Genomic DNA, 16,907 nt, shown 5'->3' with positions numbered 1-16,907 from the left:
CTCAAAGGATGGTTATCCTGACCCGTTGCATCTGGACCTTTCGGAGGATTTGAGGCATGAGTGAGCGAACCTTATCGGAGCACCCCATGGGCCTTATGAACAGCATCAACCGGTTCTTTACATGGTGGAATGGCCAGACCTACGGCACCATGCTGTGGACTTGGCGCAAAGGCCACAAAGTCGGCGAAGATGCGCAAGGCAATGTATTCTATCGCAACGCAGACGATAGCCGTCGCTGGGTCATCTACAATGGAGAGGCTGAAGCCTCTAAAGTCGCGCCCGAGTGGCATGGCTGGCTGCACCGCACGTGGGAAGAGCCACCCACTGAGTCTGATCTCAAGCACAAGCCTTGGGAAAAGCCGCATCAGGAAAACCTGACAGGCACGGCGTTGGCCTATGCGCCTGCCGGTTCGCTGCGCCGCGTTGATCCTGCCCCGCGTGCCGATTACGAGGCATGGAGCCCCGAATAATGCGCGAAAACAGCGCAGAGGTAGCTGTCGGCGCTGTCGTTTTGGCAGCGACACTTGGGTTCCTGTTCTATGTGACACAAGTTGCCGGTGTTGGCGGAATGGGTCGCACGTACGACCTTACAGCCAGTTTTCGATCTGTCGAAGGGATAAGCGCGGGAACGGATATCCGCCTTGCCGGTGTCAAGATCGGGACGGTTTCCAGAATCGACCTGAACCCGGACACGTTCCGTGGTGATGTGACCCTATCCCTTCTTGAAGGCATCGTGATTCCCGACGACAGCGCCGCCGTGATCGCGTCAGAAGGTTTACTTGGTGGAAACTTCGTTGAGATCGTGCCGGGCGGATCGCTTGGCAATTTTAGTGCAGGTGCTGAAATTGAAGATACGCAAGGTGCCGTCAGTTTGATTTCGCTCTTGCTGAAATTCGTAACCGGCGAAGGTGAAGATGATGCGTAACATCCTGATTGCATTCATGTTCTGCGCGTCAACAGCCGCTGCTGCGCAGCAAGCGACAAGTGGTCCGGGCGGCGAATTGCGCGTGCTTGATAAAGTCACGGGCATCATTACTGATCTTTCGCTGACCCGCGGGGAGTCCGGTCGTGTCGGTTCACTTGAGGTGAAGCTGATCGACTGCCGCTATCCGACGTCGAACCCGTCTGGTGATGCTTTCGCCGAGCTTACCGTGACCTATCGCGACAATCCTGAGCCCATATTCAGTGGCTGGATGATTGCGTCTGCACCTGCGCTGAACGCGATGGACCATCCGCGTTATGACGTCTGGGCGCTGCGTTGTATGACGTCCTGAGCTGACGGAAAGACTTGCGGAACCTGAAAGCGAATGGGCTGGGCCAAAGCGTGGGCGAGGGCATTCTCATATTGCTGGCGCGGAATCTCGAGCGCGCCAAGGCTGGCGAGGTGATCCGTCAGGAACTGTGTGTCAAAAAGGGTGAACCCGCTTTCGCGTAAGTGATCCGTCAAGTAGGCGAGCGCAACCTTTGACGCGTTCGTGACGGTCGAAAACATGCTTTCACCAAAGAATGCACCGCCAATTGCAACGCCGTAAACACCGCCGACCAATCGGTCTGCTTGCCAGACTTCGATCGAATGCGCATCACCGCGCAAGTGAAGCGCCACATACAGATCGAATATCGCGTCGTTGATCCACGTCTCGTCACGCGCAGCGCAACCTTTGACCACGTCTGTAAACGCAGCGTCCATGGTCAACACGAAATCGCCCCGCCGCATGGACTTTGCAAGACTTCTGGAAATGTGGAACCCGTCCAACGGCAGCACGCCGCGCAGACGGGGGCGCACCCAGAATACGTCCGGATCATCGCGCGACTCTGACATGGGAAATACACCCGACCTGTAAGCTTGCAGTAAAAGCTCTGGTGTCAGGGGGGGGGTGTCGTCGCGCATCAGTTCAGGTTGGTTTCCAGCCAGTGTTCGAGCCAGTGGATATTGTAATCACCGGACTGCACCGCCGGTTCTGCCAGAAGGGCGTGGAACAGTGGAATCGTCGTATCGACACCGTCAACGATCAATTCTCCCAATGCGCGAGCCAGTCTGGCCAAAGCTTCTGGGCGGTCGCGACCGTGGACGATCAATTTGCCGATCAGACTGTCGTAGTAGGGCGGAATGCGATAGCCGTCGTAAAGCGCCGAGTCCATGCGCACACCCAGACCACCCGGTGCATGATATTGGGTGATGGTGCCGGGGCAGGGTGCAAAGTTCGGCAGCTTCTCGGCGTTGATGCGCACTTCGATGCTGTGCCCGTTGATTTTTAGGTCGTCTTGCGTGAACGACATCGGCAATCCGGCTGCGACGCGGATCTGCTCGCGGACGAGGTCGACACCGAAAATGCCTTCGGTCACAGGATGTTCGACCTGTAAGCGAGTATTCATTTCGATGAAGTAGAATTCATCGTTTTCGAACAGGAATTCGATTGTGCCGGCGCCGATATAGTTGATCTTTGCAACAGCATCCGCACAGACCTTGCCGATCTTGGCGCGCAGTTCAGGTGTGATGCAGGGGCCGGGGGCTTCCTCGAACACTTTCTGATGGCGACGTTGGAGCGAGCAGTCCCGCTCACCAAGGTGGATGGCATTGCCTTTGCCGTCGCCAAACACCTGAATTTCGATGTGGCGCGGCGTCGTCAGGTATTTCTCGATGTAGACTTCGTCGTTTCCGAACGCGGCTTTGCCTTCTTGGCGAGCGGACAAAAACGCTTTTTCCATGTCAGCAGCAGTCTGGGCGACCTTCATGCCGCGCCCACCACCGCCGGCAGTTGCCTTGATGATAACGGGATATCCGATTTCTTCCCCGATCCGTTTGGCTTCTGCGACAGAAGGGACACCGCCGTCAGAACCGGGCACGCAGGGCACGCCAAGCGCTTTCATCGTGTCCTTCGCGGTGATCTTGTCCCCCATGATCCGGATGTGTTCTGCTGTCGGGCCAATAAACGTCAGATCATGGTCTTCGACCACCTGCACGAAACTGGCATTTTCCGAAAGGAATCCGTAGCCCGGATGAATTGCCTGCGCGCCGGAGATTTCACAGGCAGAGATAATAGCCGGAAAGCTGAGATAGCTGTTGGCTGAGGGCGGTGGGCCAATGCAGATCGCCTCATCGGCCATCCGCACATGCATGGCGTCGCTATCTGCTGTCGAATGGACAGCAACAGACTGGATGCCCATCTCGCGGCAGGCGCGCACGACGCGCAGCGCGATTTCGCCGCGGTTTGCAATCAGGATTTTATCGAACATGGCTGTGCCCCTATTCGATGATCATCAATGGGGCACCGAACTCTACAGGGCCTGCGTCTTCGACGAGGATCCGCTTGATCGTGCCAGCGCGCGGGGCTGGGATGTGGTTCATCGTCTTCATCGCTTCGATGATCAGAAGCGTGTCGCCTTCTTTCACCTGCTGTCCCACGGTTGCGAACGGTGCACCACCGGGTTCAGCGGCCATATAGACCGTGCCCACCATTGGTGATGTCACTGCACCCGGGTGGTTTGCAGGATCATCGCTATTTTGTGCTGAAACAGGGATTGATGTGGCGGGCCCGGACGACGCAGCGTTTGCTGCTGGTGCAACGGGCATTGGGGCTGGGACGGAAGTTTGCACAACCGCCTGTGTATGGCGGCTCACACGCACGTTCAGGCTGTCGTTTTCGCCGTAGTCACGCTTGACCTGCAGCTCTGTCAAATCGTTGGCGCGCAGCAGTTCTGCAAGCGCCTGGATGAAGTCGACATCGCTGTCGTGGGTGGTTTTGTTGCTCATGTCCTGCTGGCCCCTTGCCCGAGTCTTTATCCGCCCGCGACGCTACGTCACGGTCGTTCCCGCCGGTTATATGACAAGCGCGGGCAGGTGGAAAGCCAGAGTCGTGAATTTCGATTACGCCGTTTCGGGAGGCGTTTCCGCATCAGGTTGTTCACCTTCTGCCGGTGGTTCCGGCAGCATTGTTACCCCATACGGTTTGAGCACACGTTCGCCTTGGGATAGCGCGGTTGGTGCATCTTGGGCGGACAGTGCGATCTTGGCTTCGGTCACGGCGGCTGTTTGGCTGGTTTCGGACGGACGCGGCATTGTCTGCGCAACGGCCATAGCAGGCGGCGGCTTTGTCGTGACGCGCGCAGCCAGTGATTGCGCAGACGGCGGTTGGGTATGGTTGGTCGGAGGCGTTGTGCCCCCAACAAGCGTGACATCGGACTGCATTGGAACCTCCTTTAGTTCGGTGCTTATAAGGTCCCAGTCTTGCGCCAGATGCTTAAAACAAAACTAACGGCCCCGAATAATCGGAGCCGTTGGTTAATTCTCAGGATTTGTTAGATAGCGAGGTACTTCGAGCGCAGTGCTTCGTCTTCCAGCACTTCTTTGGCAGAGCCGTCGAAGACGACTGTGCCCGTGTCCAGAATGACCGCGCGGTCGGCAAGTTTGAGGGCTGCCACGGCGTTCTGTTCGACGATCACGGTCGTGATGCCCTGATCGCGGATAATTTCGAGAGTCTTGGCAATTTCCTGCACGATGACGGGGGCGAGACCTTCATAGGGCTCGTCTAGCAATAGCACCTTGATGTCGCGGGCGAGGGCCCTGGCGATTGCGAGCATCTGCTGTTCACCACCTGAAAGTGTTACACCTTCTTGCTTGCGACGCTCACCCAAGCGGGGAAAGAGTTCATAAATCCGCTCAAGCGACCAGCCCTTGGGTGGCGCAATCTGTGCAAGCTGCAGATTTTCCTCGACGGTCAGACCCGCGATGATCCGCCGGTCTTCGGGAACAAGTGCAATACCCTCACCCGCAGCCTGATAGCTTTTCATTTCGTGCAGTGGCTTGTGATCCAACCAGATCTCGCCATGCCGCAGTTCGGGGCTGTCAAGGCGCGCGATCGTGCGCAGCGTAGATGTTTTGCCAGCCCCGTTACGACCCAAGAGGGCAAGTATTTCGCCTTCGTGAATATTGAAGCTGACGTTCTGAACGATATAGCTTTCGCCATAGTAGCCTTCGATCTGCCAGACACTCAGGAAGGCGGGTGTCGTTGCAGCATTGTTGAGGCGCGTATCGAATTGTTGTTCGGTCACTGACATGTTGGATTCCTCTATGTTCTAGACCTGGGCTTCGCCAAGGTAGGCTTCGCGCACCTTGGGATGGCCTTTGATGTTTTCAGGCGTTTCTTCGACCAGCGGGGTGCCTTGGGCCAAAACCGTGATCCGCTCTGCCAGAGAGAAGACAACGTGCATATCATGTTCGATGATCGCCATCGTGATATCGCGCTTTTCCTTGATCTCTTTCAGAAGGTCGATCGTGTTGTTTGTGTCGGCCCGCGCCATACCGGCTGTGGGTTCGTCCAGCAGCAACAGTTTTGGTTCCTGAACAAGGCACATCGCCATTTCCAGACGCCGCTTGTCACCGCGCGACATCGCCGCTGCTGTCATGTTGCGCTTGTCCAGCATGTTGACATCTTCCAAGATCGTTTCTGCCTGCTCGATGATGTCGGCTTCGTGCATCATCCCTTCGATGGCGTGCATACGAAACGCACCATCCCTTTTGGCAAAACAGGGGATCATCACGTTTTCCATGACCGTGAGGTCGCTGAAAATCTCGGGCGTCTGAAACACCCGGCTGATTCCCATCTGGTTGATTTCATGTGGCGCACGCCCGAGAACGGATGTGCCGTTGAACATGACCGAACCGCTGTCGGGGATCAGTTTCCCCACAAGCACGTTCAGCAGTGTCGATTTTCCGGCACCGTTCGGTCCGATGATCGCGTGCACTGTGTTCTCGGCAACGCTGAGGTTCACGTTGCCAAGTGCCTGCAAACCACCAAAGCGCTTGTTGACGCCTTTGACTTCAAGGATTCCCATGATCGTTTCTCCTTATTCCGCAGGTGTGGTTGCGCCACTGGCGTCTTTGGATTTCTTGCGACCGAACAGACGTCCAATCCGTTGTCCACCTTCGACGACACCGCCGGGCAGGAAGATAATCACCAGCATGAACAGCAGACCGAGGGTCAGGTGCCATCCTTCGCCGACAAAGCGGGCAAAAATCCAGACAATCGGGTTTTCAAGCCAGTCCGGCATCCATTCAAACCAGCCGTGTAGGATATTCTCATTGATCTTTGAGAAGATCTTTTCGGCGTACTTGATGATGCCTGCACCCAGAACCGGGCCAAGCAACGTGCCAACGCCGCCAAGGATCACCATCAAAACGACCTCGCCCGATGCGGTCCACTGCATGCGTTCGGCCCCGGTCAGCGGGTCCATTGCGGCAAGAAGGCCACCAGCAAGCCCGGCATACATCCCGGAAATCACGAAAGCTGCGAGCATGTACGGTTTGGTGTTCAAACCGGTGTAGCTCATCCGGGTCTGGTTGGATTTGATCGCCCGCAGCATCATTCCGAAAGGCGAGCGGAAGATGCGGATCGACAGGTAGAATGACAGCAGCATGATGACAGCCGCAAAGTAATATCCGACCGGGAATGAGAAATCCCATGCGCCGACACTCATTTCATACGTCGCGCGCATTTCGAGGCCAAAGATATGTGGCACGCGCGGTTCGTTCGCGCCCAACAGGATCTGCGGGTCGTTGTTGTACACCTGCAAGCCGGTCTCACCGTTCGTGATTGGCGTGAACACCGAATAAGCAAGGTTATAGGACATCTGCGCGAAGGCGAGCGTCAGGATCGAGAAGTAGATCCCTGACCGTCGCAGCGACACATACCCGATGAACACCGAGAAGATGCCCGCAACAATCACGGCGACCGGGATGGCCCACAGGACGTTGTAGTCAAGCAATTTGAACATCCACACCGCCGAGTATGATCCCACACCCAAAAAGGCCGCGTGACCGAATGAAAGGTAGCCGGTCAGGCCAAACAGGATGTTGAACCCGATCGCGAAGATTCCGTAGATCACGAAACGCTGCATCAGGTCGGCATAGCCTGCATTGAATTGTGCAAGACCACTGCCCGTAGGAAACGGATTGAGAAGGAAGGGTGCAAGCATCGTCATCGCGATCACGATAAGGAGCAGGCGGGTATCTTTGCGGTCCAGTCCGATCATGGCTTAGTCCTCCATCACGCCCTTGCGACCCATAAGGCCACGCGGACGGGTTAGTAGAATGATGATAGCGACAAGGTAGATGATGACCTGGTCGATTCCGGGGATGATGTCCTTGACTTGCGTCATCGCTGCATAGGATTGCAGGATCCCGAGCAGGAAGCCTGACAAAACCGCGCCTGGCAGTGATCCCATACCGCCGACGACGACCACCACGAATGACAGCACAAGGAAATCCATGCCCAAAGTGTAGTAGGGTGACAGGATCGGTGCGTACATGACGCCTGCCATGCCAGCCACCGCCGCCGCGATGCCAAACATGATTGTAAAGCGCTTATCGATGTTGATCCCCAGCATGCCGACAGTTTCACGGTCTGCCATACCGGCGCGAACGACCATACCGAAGGTTGTGAACTGCAGGAAGGCGAAGACGCCGCAGATGACGGCTGCAGAAAAGAAGAAGTAGATCAAACGCCACTTTGGATAGATAACTTCGTTTGCCTGAAAGCCGAACCCCACACCAAGGTCCCATGATGTGCGCAGGTGTTCGGGGGCAGGGGTCTGGATCGGGTTGGCACCGAAGAAGTAACGCACTACTTCACCCAGAACGATAGCAAGACCGAAGGTCACCAAAATCTGGTCCGCGTGCGGGCGCTTGTAGAAATGCTTGATCAGGCCGCGTTCCATGACCCAGCCAACAAAAAGCATGACGGGAATGACGAGGACGATCGCAATCGGAACGGACCAGTTGATGATGCCGTTCCCGACATTCTCACCAAACCAGCTGATCACGTATGGCGTTTCGACCTTGAGCGGATTTCCCAAGAAGTCTGTTTGCGTTTCGTCGATCGCAATGGTGCTGACCGCCAGCAGTTTCTGGAAGGCCACGGCGCAGAAGGCACCGATCATGAACAAGGCCCCGTGCGCGAAGTTAACCACGCCGAGGGTACCGAAGATAAGCGTGAGGCCCAGCGCGATGAGCGCGTAGGCGGCACCTTTGGACAGACCGTCAAGGGTCTGCACGATCGCTTGGGGCAGGGTCACGTTAATCCATGCCATGAGCGCCACAATCGCGAGAATACCAATGCAGATGATTGCGGCGTTCATCAGCAGTTGGCGCATACGTTCATTGGACGCTGCGGCTGAAGCATCTTGGGACATGATGACCCCCTCAACAGTTGTTTGAAGTTTTGTCTGGCGAATTGGACCAATCTGGCCCGGCATGCTGGCCGCGCCCGATGCGCGCGACCAGCGAAAGGCTTATGCGCCCGGGTTACATTCACCCAGATCGCCACCGGCGAACATTGGATGGTCATCCGGATACTCGACCTGTGCACGTGGTGTGACTTCCACGATTTCAAGCGTATCGTACTGGTTTGTCGGGTTCTCTTTACCCTTCATCACAAGTACGTCCTTGAAGCACTGGTGGTCAGACCCACGGTAAGTCGTCGGGCCGTTGCCAAGACCGTCGAAGTCGAAGTCTTCGAGCGCTTCGACAACACCACATGGGTTGAATGTACCAGCGCGGGTTACGGCATCAGCATAGAGCAGTGTTTGCACGTAGCATGTATGTGCCGCACCGGATGGCGGGAAACCGTACTTCTCGCCGAAGGACTTTGTGAAAGCCTTTGTGCCTTCGTCCTGCAACTGCCAGTTCCAGTTCATCGAACCGAACACGCCTTCGATGTTGGAGCCCGCACCAGCGGCCATCAACTCGGAGTAGAGCGGAACGATGATCTTGAAGTCTTTGCCGTTAACTTGCTTGTCCTTCAGGCCGAACTGCACCGCTTGTGTCAGCGAGTTCACCATGTCCCCACCGTAGTGGTTCAGGATCAGTGTATCTGCACCGGAGTTCAGAACAGGCGCGATATAGGACGAGAAGTCACCCGCACCAACCGGTGTCAGCACGTTCTGGTTTGTTGTCCAGCCGATTGCCTCGGTTGCAGCTTGAATGGATTCCTGCTGTGTCCAGCCCCATGTGTAGTCTGCGGTCAGGTGGTAGGCGTTGCGCTCGTTGCCGTATTCTTTTTCAAGAACTGGGCCAAGTGCTGCGCCGGACATGTAACCGTTAAAGAAGTGGCGGAAGCCGTTGGCCTTGCGGTCTTTACCGGTTGTGTCGTTTGAGTGGGTGAGGCCGGCCATAAAGATGATGCCGGCTTCTTGACACAGACCCTGCACAGCAATGGCAACACCGGAGGACGAACCACCGTTCACCATGATGACGCCGTCTTTCTGGATCATCGACTGTGCCGATGCACGTGCCACGTCAGATTTTGTCTGCGTATCACCTGTGACAAATTCGACTTTCTTGCCCAGGATACCTGTACCGTCGAGGTTCTTTTCAGAGAAGGTGTTCAGCATGCCGCCGTCACCCATTCCGTTGAGATGCTCGACTGCAAGCTCTTGCGCACGCAGTTCGTCCAAGCCTTCTTCGGCATAAGGACCTGTCTGCGGCACGTTGAAACCGATTTTTACGGTCCCACTGTCGCCGGGTGCGTTGGTATAGCCAGTGTGGCCGTCAGCGCGAAGATACGTCGGCAACATAAGACCTGCACTAGCAACAGCACCTGTCTTCAGCACGCCACGACGCGAGAAGTTGGATTTGGACATTGATATCCTCCCTTTGGATTTTCCACTGTGGTTGCCTCCTCCGCCCCCACAGCGACACTTTACAGTGATGAGGAGAGTTTCGCGGGGACAGGGGCGTTTGCACAGTATGGTGTTCAAATAACTGGACAAAGTTGTAAACAAATGCACAAATATACGTGAAAGTCTGTAAAATGATCCTCTTGCAGGCGCAGAAAGCATTTGAAAAGGTTCAGGAATTGACGACTTCCGGAGACACACATGCAGGGACGCGGATCAGGGAAAGGCGCCTGGATCTTGGTCTGCGCCAAGCGGAACTGGCCAAGAAGCTTGGCATTTCACCCTCCTATCTTAATCTCATCGAACATAACCGGCGCAGAATCGCGGGAACGCTTCTCTCTGACGTGGGGCGCGCGCTTGACGTTGATCCAAGCTTGCTGACGCAAGGCGCATCGCGGGCTGTGCTGGACCAGCTTCACGCAGCAGCAGCAGGTGCGAAATTGCCGGCGGAAATCGAGCGGACCGAGGAACTTGCAGCGCGTTATCCCGGATGGGCTGCCTTGATCGCGGCCCAACACGGCCGCATTGGGATATTGGAGGCGAGGATCGCGGAATTGACAGATCGGCTGACCCACGATCCACAGCTGGCAACATCCATGCACGCCGTCATTTCCGCTGTCACATCTATTCGGTCAACCGCGTCCATTCTGACAAGCGGCGAACGATTGGATGCGGACTGGATCAGTCGGTTTCACAAGAACATCAACGATGATGCCGTGCGACTGGCTGAAAGCAGTGATGCACTTGTCCGATACTTGGACGCGCCACCGGATCAGGATACGCCTCTGTCACCGCGTGATGAGGTCACGCAGTATTTGTCGCAGCTCGACTTCCACTTACCAGCCCTGGAGCGACCGAATGGATCACCGGAAAAGGAGGCCAGGTCAGCCGGTTTATCGCCATTGGCAGAGGCAGTCCTGCAAAGCGAAATGGAGCGTTATCAACGACTGGCCCACGCGATGCCATTATCGAATATCACCAATGCCATTGCTGATTTAGGCGTTCATCCAGATCGCATCGCCGCGCAATTTAACGTTTCGTTTCAGGATGTTCTGGAACGTCTTGCATGTTTGCCGCAGTCGTCGAACCTGCCGAAATCAGGCTTTGTGACGTGTGATGGCGCGGGGGCGATCATGCTGCAGAAGTCTGTCGACGGCTTTTCATTAGCGCAAGGCGGCGTTGCTTGCCCTCTTTGGCCCGTGTTCACGGCCATCAGTCAACCGGGGCGACCGATCTGTGCAACCGTTGCATTGCCCGGCCAACAGGGTGACCGGTTCCTCTGTTATGCGGTCGCCACGCAAAGCGGTGGAGGGTTGAACATGCCACCTGTCATCAGGTCCACGATGCTTTTGCTGCCAACGCAGGATGCGCCGGAATTGAAGGTCGGCCCTGCCTGCCGCATTTGTCCGCGCAACGATTGCAAAGCGCGGCGCGAGCCGTCTGCCTTGCGCGGAGACGCCTGATACTTTGACAGCCAGTCGCTTTGTGGCAATAGTTGCCGTGGGAGAAGTGCAGGGAGGACAGACTGAATGGGCAAACGCGTCCTTCTGATCGAAGATGAACCAAACATCATCGAGGCGATCAGCTTCATTCTGTCTCGTGACGGGTTCACAGTGCATACACATGAAGACGGCCAGACGGCGTTTGCCAAAGTGACGTCAACACCGCCAGACATGATCATCCTTGATGTTATGCTGCCAGGGCGCAGCGGCTTTGATATCCTGCGCGATCTGCGTGGCGATGAACGCACGTCATCGCTGCCAGTGCTGATGTTGACAGCGCGAGGCCAGACCAAAGACCGCGACCTTGCGCACGAATTGGGTGCCAACCATTTCATGACCAAGCCATTTTCCAACACCGAAGTGCGCGATTACGTGCGCACTGTTCTGGGCGAATGAACCAGATCAAGAAAAGCCAGCTGTTCCTTGAACGCAAATCCTACCGGCAGCGCCGCCTGCGGGACGCCGTGCGGATCTTGCCAGTCTTCGGGGCGATACTTTGGTTCGTTCCATTGATGTGGAACACCGGTGATGGCACATCCACCAGCAATGCTGATGCGATGTTATATGTTTTCGGTGTCTGGATCGTGCTGATTGTAGTCTGCGCACTCATCACTCGTGGGCTAAAACCGGAAACGGAGCCGAAATGACGCTGGACTTCAGCTGGGTGATCGCCGTTGCGCTCGCCTATGTGACGTTCCTTTTCGCCGTTGCCTTCATGGCTGAAAGGCGAGCAGCAGCAGGCAACCGGGCCTGGTTGAACTCTCCGCTGATCTATACGCTTTCGCTGTCGATTTATTGCACGGCTTGGACGTTCTATGGAGCCGTTGGTTACGCCGCGCGGTCAGGGCTGGAATTCGTGACAATTTACCTTGGCCCGACGCTTGTCATGGTCGGGTGGTGGATCATCCTGCGCCGGCTGGTGCGGATTGGCAAGACACAGCGGATCACCTCGATTGCCGATCTGATTTCCAGCCGTTTTGGCAAATCGACACTTTTGGGCGTCGTCGTAACGCTGATGGCGATTGTCGCAGCGACGCCCTATATCGCGCTGCAACTGCAATCAGTTACCCTGTCATTCTCGGTCTTCGCAGAAAACAGTGGCGTGGCCTGGGACGACTCGGACCTGAATGCGAATGCGATCTGGGTGGCTGTCGGCTTGGCAGTGTTTACCGTCCTATTTGGCACCCGCAACCTAGATGCGAATGAAAGGCACAATGGCATCGTGATCGCCATCGCGGTCGAGGCCATTGTCAAGCTTGTCGCGCTGCTGGCAGTCGGCATCTTCGTTGTTTGGGGACTTGGTGGCGGGGTGGCAGCAACACTTACAGCGATAGAAACCTCACCGATTTCGGCCTGGAACCAAGGCAGCGGACGCTGGATCAGCCTGATTTTCTTATCTGCGGCGGCGTTCCTGTGTTTGCCACGTATGTTTCAGGTTCTTGTCGTGGAAAACGCAGACGAACGACACCTGCAGATCGCAAGCTGGGCTTTTCCCGCATACCTTTTCCTGATGAGCCTTTTCGTACTGCCAATTGCAGTTGTTGGCCTAAACGTCATGCCGATCACGGCGAACCCGGACCTTTTCGTTCTGACATTGCCTTTGCGACAAGGGGAGAACGGCCTTGCGGTTCTTTCGTTTCTTGGCGGTTTTTCCTCGGCGACATCCATGGTCATCGTTGCGACGATTGCACTGGCAACGATGGTATCAAACCACATCGTGCTGCCGATCTGGCTGCGCTCTGGCGGGGATGAGGGCGCGTCGCGGTCCGGCGATGTCAGGCGCGTCATTATCATTTCGCGCCGGTTGTCGATCGCTGCAATCCTGACGCTTGGCTATTTCTATTATCGCCTGTCTGGCGGGGGAACCGCGCTGGCTGCAATCGGTCTCATCTCTTTCACGGGGGCAGTGCAGGTGCTGCCTGCGATGCTGGGCGGTATATTCTGGCGCGGGGCAACACGGCTTGGTGCCGCTGCAGGATTGCTTACCGGGTTTGGCGTCTGGGTATGGGCCCTTTTTCTGCCAAGCTTTGGTCCCGGTGCGGTCATTCCTCTTGATGTTATGTCGAATGGACCCTTCGGCATGACATGGTTGCGACCCGAAGCCTTTTTCGGGATCACTGGGATCGATCCGCTTGTTCACGGCCTGTTGTGGTCGATGCTGCTGAATAGCGTGATGTTCTTTGTCGTTTCGATCCTGACGTTCCCAAGCCCACTGGAACGGTTGCAGGGTGCGCAATTCGTAAACGTGTTCGAGCATTCCGGTGCAACGCCGACCTGGTCCCAAAGTGCAGCAAACGCCGAAGACCTGTTGATCATGTCACAACGCATTATTGGTTCAGCCGAAGCGCAGACGATCTTTCAAGCGGCCGCCGCCGCGCAGGGAAAGCAGGGCTATCTGCCGGATGTCACCCCCGATTTTGTCGCGCGACTTGAGCGCGAACTGGCCGGTTCGGTCGGTGCGGCGACGGCACACGCGATGGTGGGGCGGATGACACAAGGGGCAAGCGTTTCGGTGGAAGACCTGATCGCTGTTGCTGACGAGGCGGCGCAGATCATGGAATATTCCAACAAGTTGGAGGCCAAATCGGCAGAGCAGGAACGTACCGCCCGTGCATTGCGTGATGCGAACGCCAAACTTACGGCCCTTTCCGTGCAGAAGGATGCCTTTCTGAGCCAGATCAGCCATGAATTGCGCACGCCAATGACGTCTATCCGGTCTTTTTCAGAAATTCTGCGCGATATGGATATGACAGCCGAGGAAAAGGCACGCCATGCCGGGATTATCCATGATGAATCGATGCGATTGACCCGGTTGCTTGATGATCTGCTGGACCTGTCTGTGCTCGAAAACGGACAGGTGACGTTGCACGAACAGACCTGTCGCTTGTCTGAATTGCTCGACCGTGCAGTCGGGTCTGCCGGCTTGCATGACAAAGCGTTGATCATCAAGCGCAAGACAAGCAACGAAGACATTACGCTGACCACCGATACAGACCGGCTTTGCCAGGTTTTCATTAATTTGATAGCAAACGCGTCGAAGTATTGTGACGCTGATCAGCCGACGCTGCGAATACGTGCACATCTGGTTGCCGGATCATATGTTGTTGATTTCATTGATAACGGATCGGGTATCGAAACCGAAAGCCAACAAATGATCTTTGAAAAATTCGCGCGCCTTACGGATCATGCGCGGGCAGGCGGTGCCGGGTTAGGGCTTGCGATTTGCCGTGAAGTCATGGCGCGGCTTGGTGGGCGTATCGCCTATTTGCCTGGGCAGGGGGGTGGTGCGTTTCGGGTGACCTTGCCGGCACCACAAGCTGTCGCGGCACAGTAATGATATTAGCAGATCGGTAACCGTTTTCCTGTAGACCAACCTGCGTATGTCAGAAGGCTACGGAATGACCGGCAAAAGCAACCCAGCAGTATTGCAGCGCATGATCGGGCGCACTGCCGCCACGGCGACAGAGGTCCCGGTTACCGCATCGCGCGCGATGCGTCTGGCTGTCACCCGCGCTGCTGAACGCACCGTTGGTTTGCAGCTTACCGTAGGCGGGGTCGTCGAAGAAACACTCGAACTCGACGGTGTTCAGGATACACTGCGCGATGAGCTGCTTTTGCTCAAGCTCGCGAATTCCCTAGGTGAAACAGTCGGCGTCCTCGCGCTTGATCGCGCTTTTGTCGCAGCGATCGTCGAGGTGCAAACAACGGGCCGGATCGGGGCGTCCGGACCTGACGAAAGGCCGATCACCCTTGCCGATCTTGTCCTTGCAGAGCCGATGTTGGCGGGACTGTTTGGACAGCTCGCAGATACGACGTCCAATACCGCGCTTGACGGTTGGACGACGGGTATAGTGCATACAGAACGATATGACGACGTGCGCGCGATCGGGCTTGTCCTGCCACATGTCACCTATCGGCTGATGCGATTGACGCTTGATTTGGGCGGAACAGATCGGCGCGGCGAACTGCTGCTGGCCCTTCCATGGGATGAGGTGCCGGTGAAACCGGCAAAGGTCGCGCCTCTTTCAGCGGATTGGTCAGCAGAGCTGCATGATACGGTGATGAGGGCTCCTGCAGCACTCAGCGCCATCTTGCATCGTTTCGATTTGCCGCTGCATGTGGCGAACAACCTGCAGACCGGACAAGTATTGCCGCTGCATGGGTGCACAGTCAGCTCGGTCACATTAGTTGGTCCTGATGGGGTCAAGGTGGCCAAAGCCCGACTTGGCCAATCTGGCGGACACATTGCCGTGCGGCTTGAAAACCCGATTGCACCGGCAATGACGAACCTAACGCCACGCCGTTCGACCGCAGCCTTGGAAGGCGGTCAGATGGGCATCGCGCAAGTGGCGTCGCCCGTTGCCGACTAGGTAGTAGGGATTGAAACCCGCAAGTCTTCTGTGGCTTACGTCTGCGAAGCAGGCACGGCCGATTAGCCTTTCTTCGCAGCCAGCATTTCTATCTGTGGTTTCAGGCCGCCTAGATCATAGCCAGCCTTTGCGGCTGCAGCAATAATCTCGTCCGCAGGCATCTCGCCAGCCTGCCCGAGCGCCCAGACGATGCTGGACCGTGTCCCAGACGCACAATAGGCGAGCACTGGTTTGTCCGATTGGGCGACGACTTCTGCTTGCTTTGCGATGATTTCCAGCGTCATGGTCTGATGCGTTACCGGCAGTGACAGAAAGGCAAGCCCGGCAGCAGCGGCCGCACTTGCCATCACATCGTCATGGTGTGAGGCCGGAATTTCCGCATTCGGGCGATTACAAATAATCGTTCCGAACCCCGCTTCGAAAAGCGCGGCGCAGTCTTCGGGATCAATCTGCGGTGAAACCGCGTAATCAGGGGTCAGTGTGCGAATATCCATGTCCGCCTGATTATCCCGCCTCTGCAAGCGCGTCCAGACGTGTCCGCACCGACGGCGCAAGACCCATGCCGATCAGCATGGCGGCGACAAACAGAATGCCGCCCCAACCACCAAATGACAACGAGGCGATAGACGGACCGGGGCAGAGGCCTGACAGACCCCATCCCGCCCCAAAAAGGACCGAACCGACAACAAGGTTATGACCCAGCTTGGGTTCCGGTGGGGGCGGAAAACGTCCGCCAAGCACAGGGGTGCGTCCGTTGACGAAACGCCATGCGATTGCCATCGGGATTATTGCGCCCCCCATGACAAAGGCTAGTGTCGGGTCCCAGTCCCCAAAGACGTCAAGCCAGCCCTGAACCTTTCGGGTGTCCGTCATGCCAGACAGCAATAGACCTGCACCAAAAAGACTACCGGCAAGGAAAGCGTAAACTGCCCGCATCAGATCACCCCTAACGTGTGTTTGAACAGGACGACGGTCAGGCCACCCGCACCGATGTAAAAGACTGTCGCGACCATGCCCCGCAAGGACAGCCGGCTGATACCGCAGACGCCATGTCCGCTTGTGCAGCCATTGGCGACCCGCGTTCCGATGCCGACCAGAAGACCTGCGACGATGATCACGGCCACATTTGATGTCAGGTGCGTATCTGACCCGCCCATGAGGTAGGCGAGTACTGCCGGTATGATAAAAAGTCCGGCAAGAAAGGCAGCTCGCTCGGCCCAGGCTGCTTTGGCAGATCCGTCAACGAGCCCGCCAATGATCCCTGACGCGCCCATGATGCGGCCGTTAACGAGCAGATAAAGCGCCGCAGCCGATCCAATAAGCCCGCCGCCAAGCAGGCCCCATAACCAATCCGTTTGCATGT

Annotated in this window: 20 protein-coding genes; 8 read left to right on the top strand and 12 right to left on the bottom strand. The window is 56.6% G+C overall.

Annotation, left to right across the window (positions count from 1 at the left end; translation table 11 throughout):
- Positions 1–86: 86 nt before the first annotated feature.
- From BMY44_RS07790 to BMY44_RS07780, 3 genes are read left to right on the top strand one after another with little or no spacing between them, the layout of a single operon-like run.
- Entirely contained in the window at positions 87–470 is a 384-nt protein-coding gene (locus tag BMY44_RS07790) for an NADH:ubiquinone oxidoreductase subunit NDUFA12 (protein WP_089992418.1), read from the top strand.
- Entirely contained in the window at positions 470–925 is a 456-nt protein-coding gene (gene mlaD / locus BMY44_RS07785) for an outer membrane lipid asymmetry maintenance protein MlaD (RefSeq protein WP_089992415.1), read from the top strand. Before BMY44_RS07790 ends, mlaD begins: the two co-directional genes overlap by 1 nt.
- Positions 918–1,274, top strand: coding sequence for a DUF2155 domain-containing protein (locus BMY44_RS07780; RefSeq protein WP_165611834.1), 357 nt, complete (start codon positions 918–920; stop codon positions 1,272–1,274). Before mlaD ends, BMY44_RS07780 begins: the two co-directional genes overlap by 8 nt.
- Here the strand turns inward: BMY44_RS07780 and aat are convergent.
- The 9 genes from aat to BMY44_RS07735 all read right to left on the bottom strand — a co-directional run bounded on the left by aat (position 1,238) and on the right by BMY44_RS07735 (position 9,636).
- Entirely contained in the window at positions 1,238–1,888 is a 651-nt protein-coding gene (gene aat, locus BMY44_RS07775; protein WP_089992408.1) for a leucyl/phenylalanyl-tRNA--protein transferase, read from the bottom strand. The genes BMY44_RS07780 and aat overlap by 37 nt on opposite strands.
- Positions 1,888–3,234, bottom strand: coding sequence for an acetyl-CoA carboxylase biotin carboxylase subunit (gene accC / locus BMY44_RS07770; RefSeq protein WP_089992404.1), 1,347 nt, complete (start codon positions 3,232–3,234; stop codon positions 1,888–1,890). The genes aat and accC overlap by 1 nt, the downstream gene beginning before the upstream one ends.
- Before the next feature lie 10 nt (positions 3,235–3,244).
- On the bottom strand, positions 3,245–3,751 hold the full coding sequence (gene accB / locus BMY44_RS07765) for an acetyl-CoA carboxylase biotin carboxyl carrier protein (protein WP_089992401.1): 507 nt from the start codon (positions 3,749–3,751) through the stop codon (positions 3,245–3,247).
- Between the two features lie 114 nt (positions 3,752–3,865).
- Positions 3,866–4,186, bottom strand: a complete 321-nt coding sequence (locus BMY44_RS07760; protein WP_089992398.1) for a hypothetical protein — start codon at positions 4,184–4,186, stop codon at positions 3,866–3,868.
- A 110-nt stretch (positions 4,187–4,296) separates the two neighbouring features.
- On the bottom strand, positions 4,297–5,055 hold the full coding sequence (locus BMY44_RS07755; RefSeq protein ID WP_089992396.1) for an ABC transporter ATP-binding protein: 759 nt from the start codon (positions 5,053–5,055) through the stop codon (positions 4,297–4,299).
- Between the two features lie 18 nt (positions 5,056–5,073).
- Positions 5,074–5,832, bottom strand: coding sequence for an ABC transporter ATP-binding protein (locus BMY44_RS07750; RefSeq protein ID WP_089992393.1), 759 nt, complete (start codon positions 5,830–5,832; stop codon positions 5,074–5,076).
- Positions 5,833–5,844: 12 nt separating this feature from the next.
- Positions 5,845–7,029: a branched-chain amino acid ABC transporter permease gene (locus BMY44_RS07745; RefSeq protein WP_089992390.1), complete on the bottom strand. Its 1,185-nt coding sequence runs from the start codon at positions 7,027–7,029 to the stop codon at positions 5,845–5,847.
- A gap of 3 nt (positions 7,030–7,032) precedes the next feature.
- Positions 7,033–8,064, bottom strand: a complete 1,032-nt coding sequence (locus BMY44_RS07740; protein WP_089994674.1) for a branched-chain amino acid ABC transporter permease — start codon at positions 8,062–8,064, stop codon at positions 7,033–7,035.
- A gap of 222 nt (positions 8,065–8,286) precedes the next feature.
- Complete coding sequence (locus tag BMY44_RS07735; protein ID WP_089992387.1) at positions 8,287–9,636, bottom strand: substrate-binding protein; 1,350 nt, start codon at positions 9,634–9,636, stop codon at positions 8,287–8,289.
- A 170-nt stretch (positions 9,637–9,806) separates the two neighbouring features.
- Between BMY44_RS07735 and BMY44_RS07730 the strand changes: the two genes are divergently transcribed.
- The 5 genes from BMY44_RS07730 (at position 9,807) to BMY44_RS07710 (ending at position 15,544) form a co-directional block, all read left to right on the top strand.
- Positions 9,807–11,135, top strand: a complete 1,329-nt coding sequence (locus BMY44_RS07730) for an XRE family transcriptional regulator (RefSeq protein ID WP_089992384.1) — start codon at positions 9,807–9,809, stop codon at positions 11,133–11,135.
- 66 nt (positions 11,136–11,201) lie between these two features.
- On the top strand, positions 11,202–11,570 hold the full coding sequence (locus BMY44_RS07725) for a response regulator transcription factor (protein ID WP_089992381.1): 369 nt from the start codon (positions 11,202–11,204) through the stop codon (positions 11,568–11,570).
- The gene (locus tag BMY44_RS07720; RefSeq protein WP_089992378.1) at positions 11,567–11,821 is read left to right on the top strand and encodes a hypothetical protein; all 255 of its coding nucleotides are present in this window, start codon (positions 11,567–11,569) and stop codon (positions 11,819–11,821) included. Before BMY44_RS07725 ends, BMY44_RS07720 begins: the two co-directional genes overlap by 4 nt.
- A complete protein-coding gene (locus tag BMY44_RS07715) occupies positions 11,818–14,508 on the top strand; it encodes an ATP-binding protein (RefSeq protein ID WP_089992376.1) in 2,691 nt (896 codons plus the stop codon). The genes BMY44_RS07720 and BMY44_RS07715 overlap by 4 nt, the downstream gene beginning before the upstream one ends.
- 64 nt (positions 14,509–14,572) lie before the next feature.
- Positions 14,573–15,544 (top strand): FliM/FliN family flagellar motor switch protein, encoded by a 972-nt coding sequence (locus BMY44_RS07710; protein ID WP_165611803.1) that lies wholly within the window; start codon positions 14,573–14,575, stop codon positions 15,542–15,544.
- A 62-nt stretch (positions 15,545–15,606) separates the two neighbouring features.
- Here BMY44_RS07710 and BMY44_RS07705 read toward each other — a convergent pair whose 3' ends face one another.
- The 3 genes from BMY44_RS07705 to BMY44_RS07695 are packed head-to-tail and all read right to left on the bottom strand — an operon-like array spanning position 15,607 to position 16,905.
- Positions 15,607–16,038, bottom strand: a complete 432-nt coding sequence (locus BMY44_RS07705) for a protein tyrosine phosphatase family protein (RefSeq protein WP_089992369.1) — start codon at positions 16,036–16,038, stop codon at positions 15,607–15,609.
- Positions 16,039–16,048: 10 nt separating this feature from the next.
- Positions 16,049–16,480 (bottom strand): DUF6691 family protein, encoded by a 432-nt coding sequence (locus BMY44_RS07700; protein WP_089992366.1) that lies wholly within the window; start codon positions 16,478–16,480, stop codon positions 16,049–16,051.
- Positions 16,480–16,905, bottom strand: a complete 426-nt coding sequence (locus BMY44_RS07695; protein ID WP_242650502.1) for a YeeE/YedE family protein — start codon at positions 16,903–16,905, stop codon at positions 16,480–16,482. The genes BMY44_RS07700 and BMY44_RS07695 overlap by 1 nt, the downstream gene beginning before the upstream one ends.
- Positions 16,906–16,907 lie beyond the last annotated feature (2 nt).

Source organism: Cognatiyoonia koreensis (assembly GCF_900109295.1).
Classification (GTDB): domain Bacteria; phylum Pseudomonadota; class Alphaproteobacteria; order Rhodobacterales; family Rhodobacteraceae; genus Cognatiyoonia; species Cognatiyoonia koreensis.
Note: the sequence above shows the minus strand (reverse complement) of the source record. Positions and strands in the feature narration are given on the sequence as shown.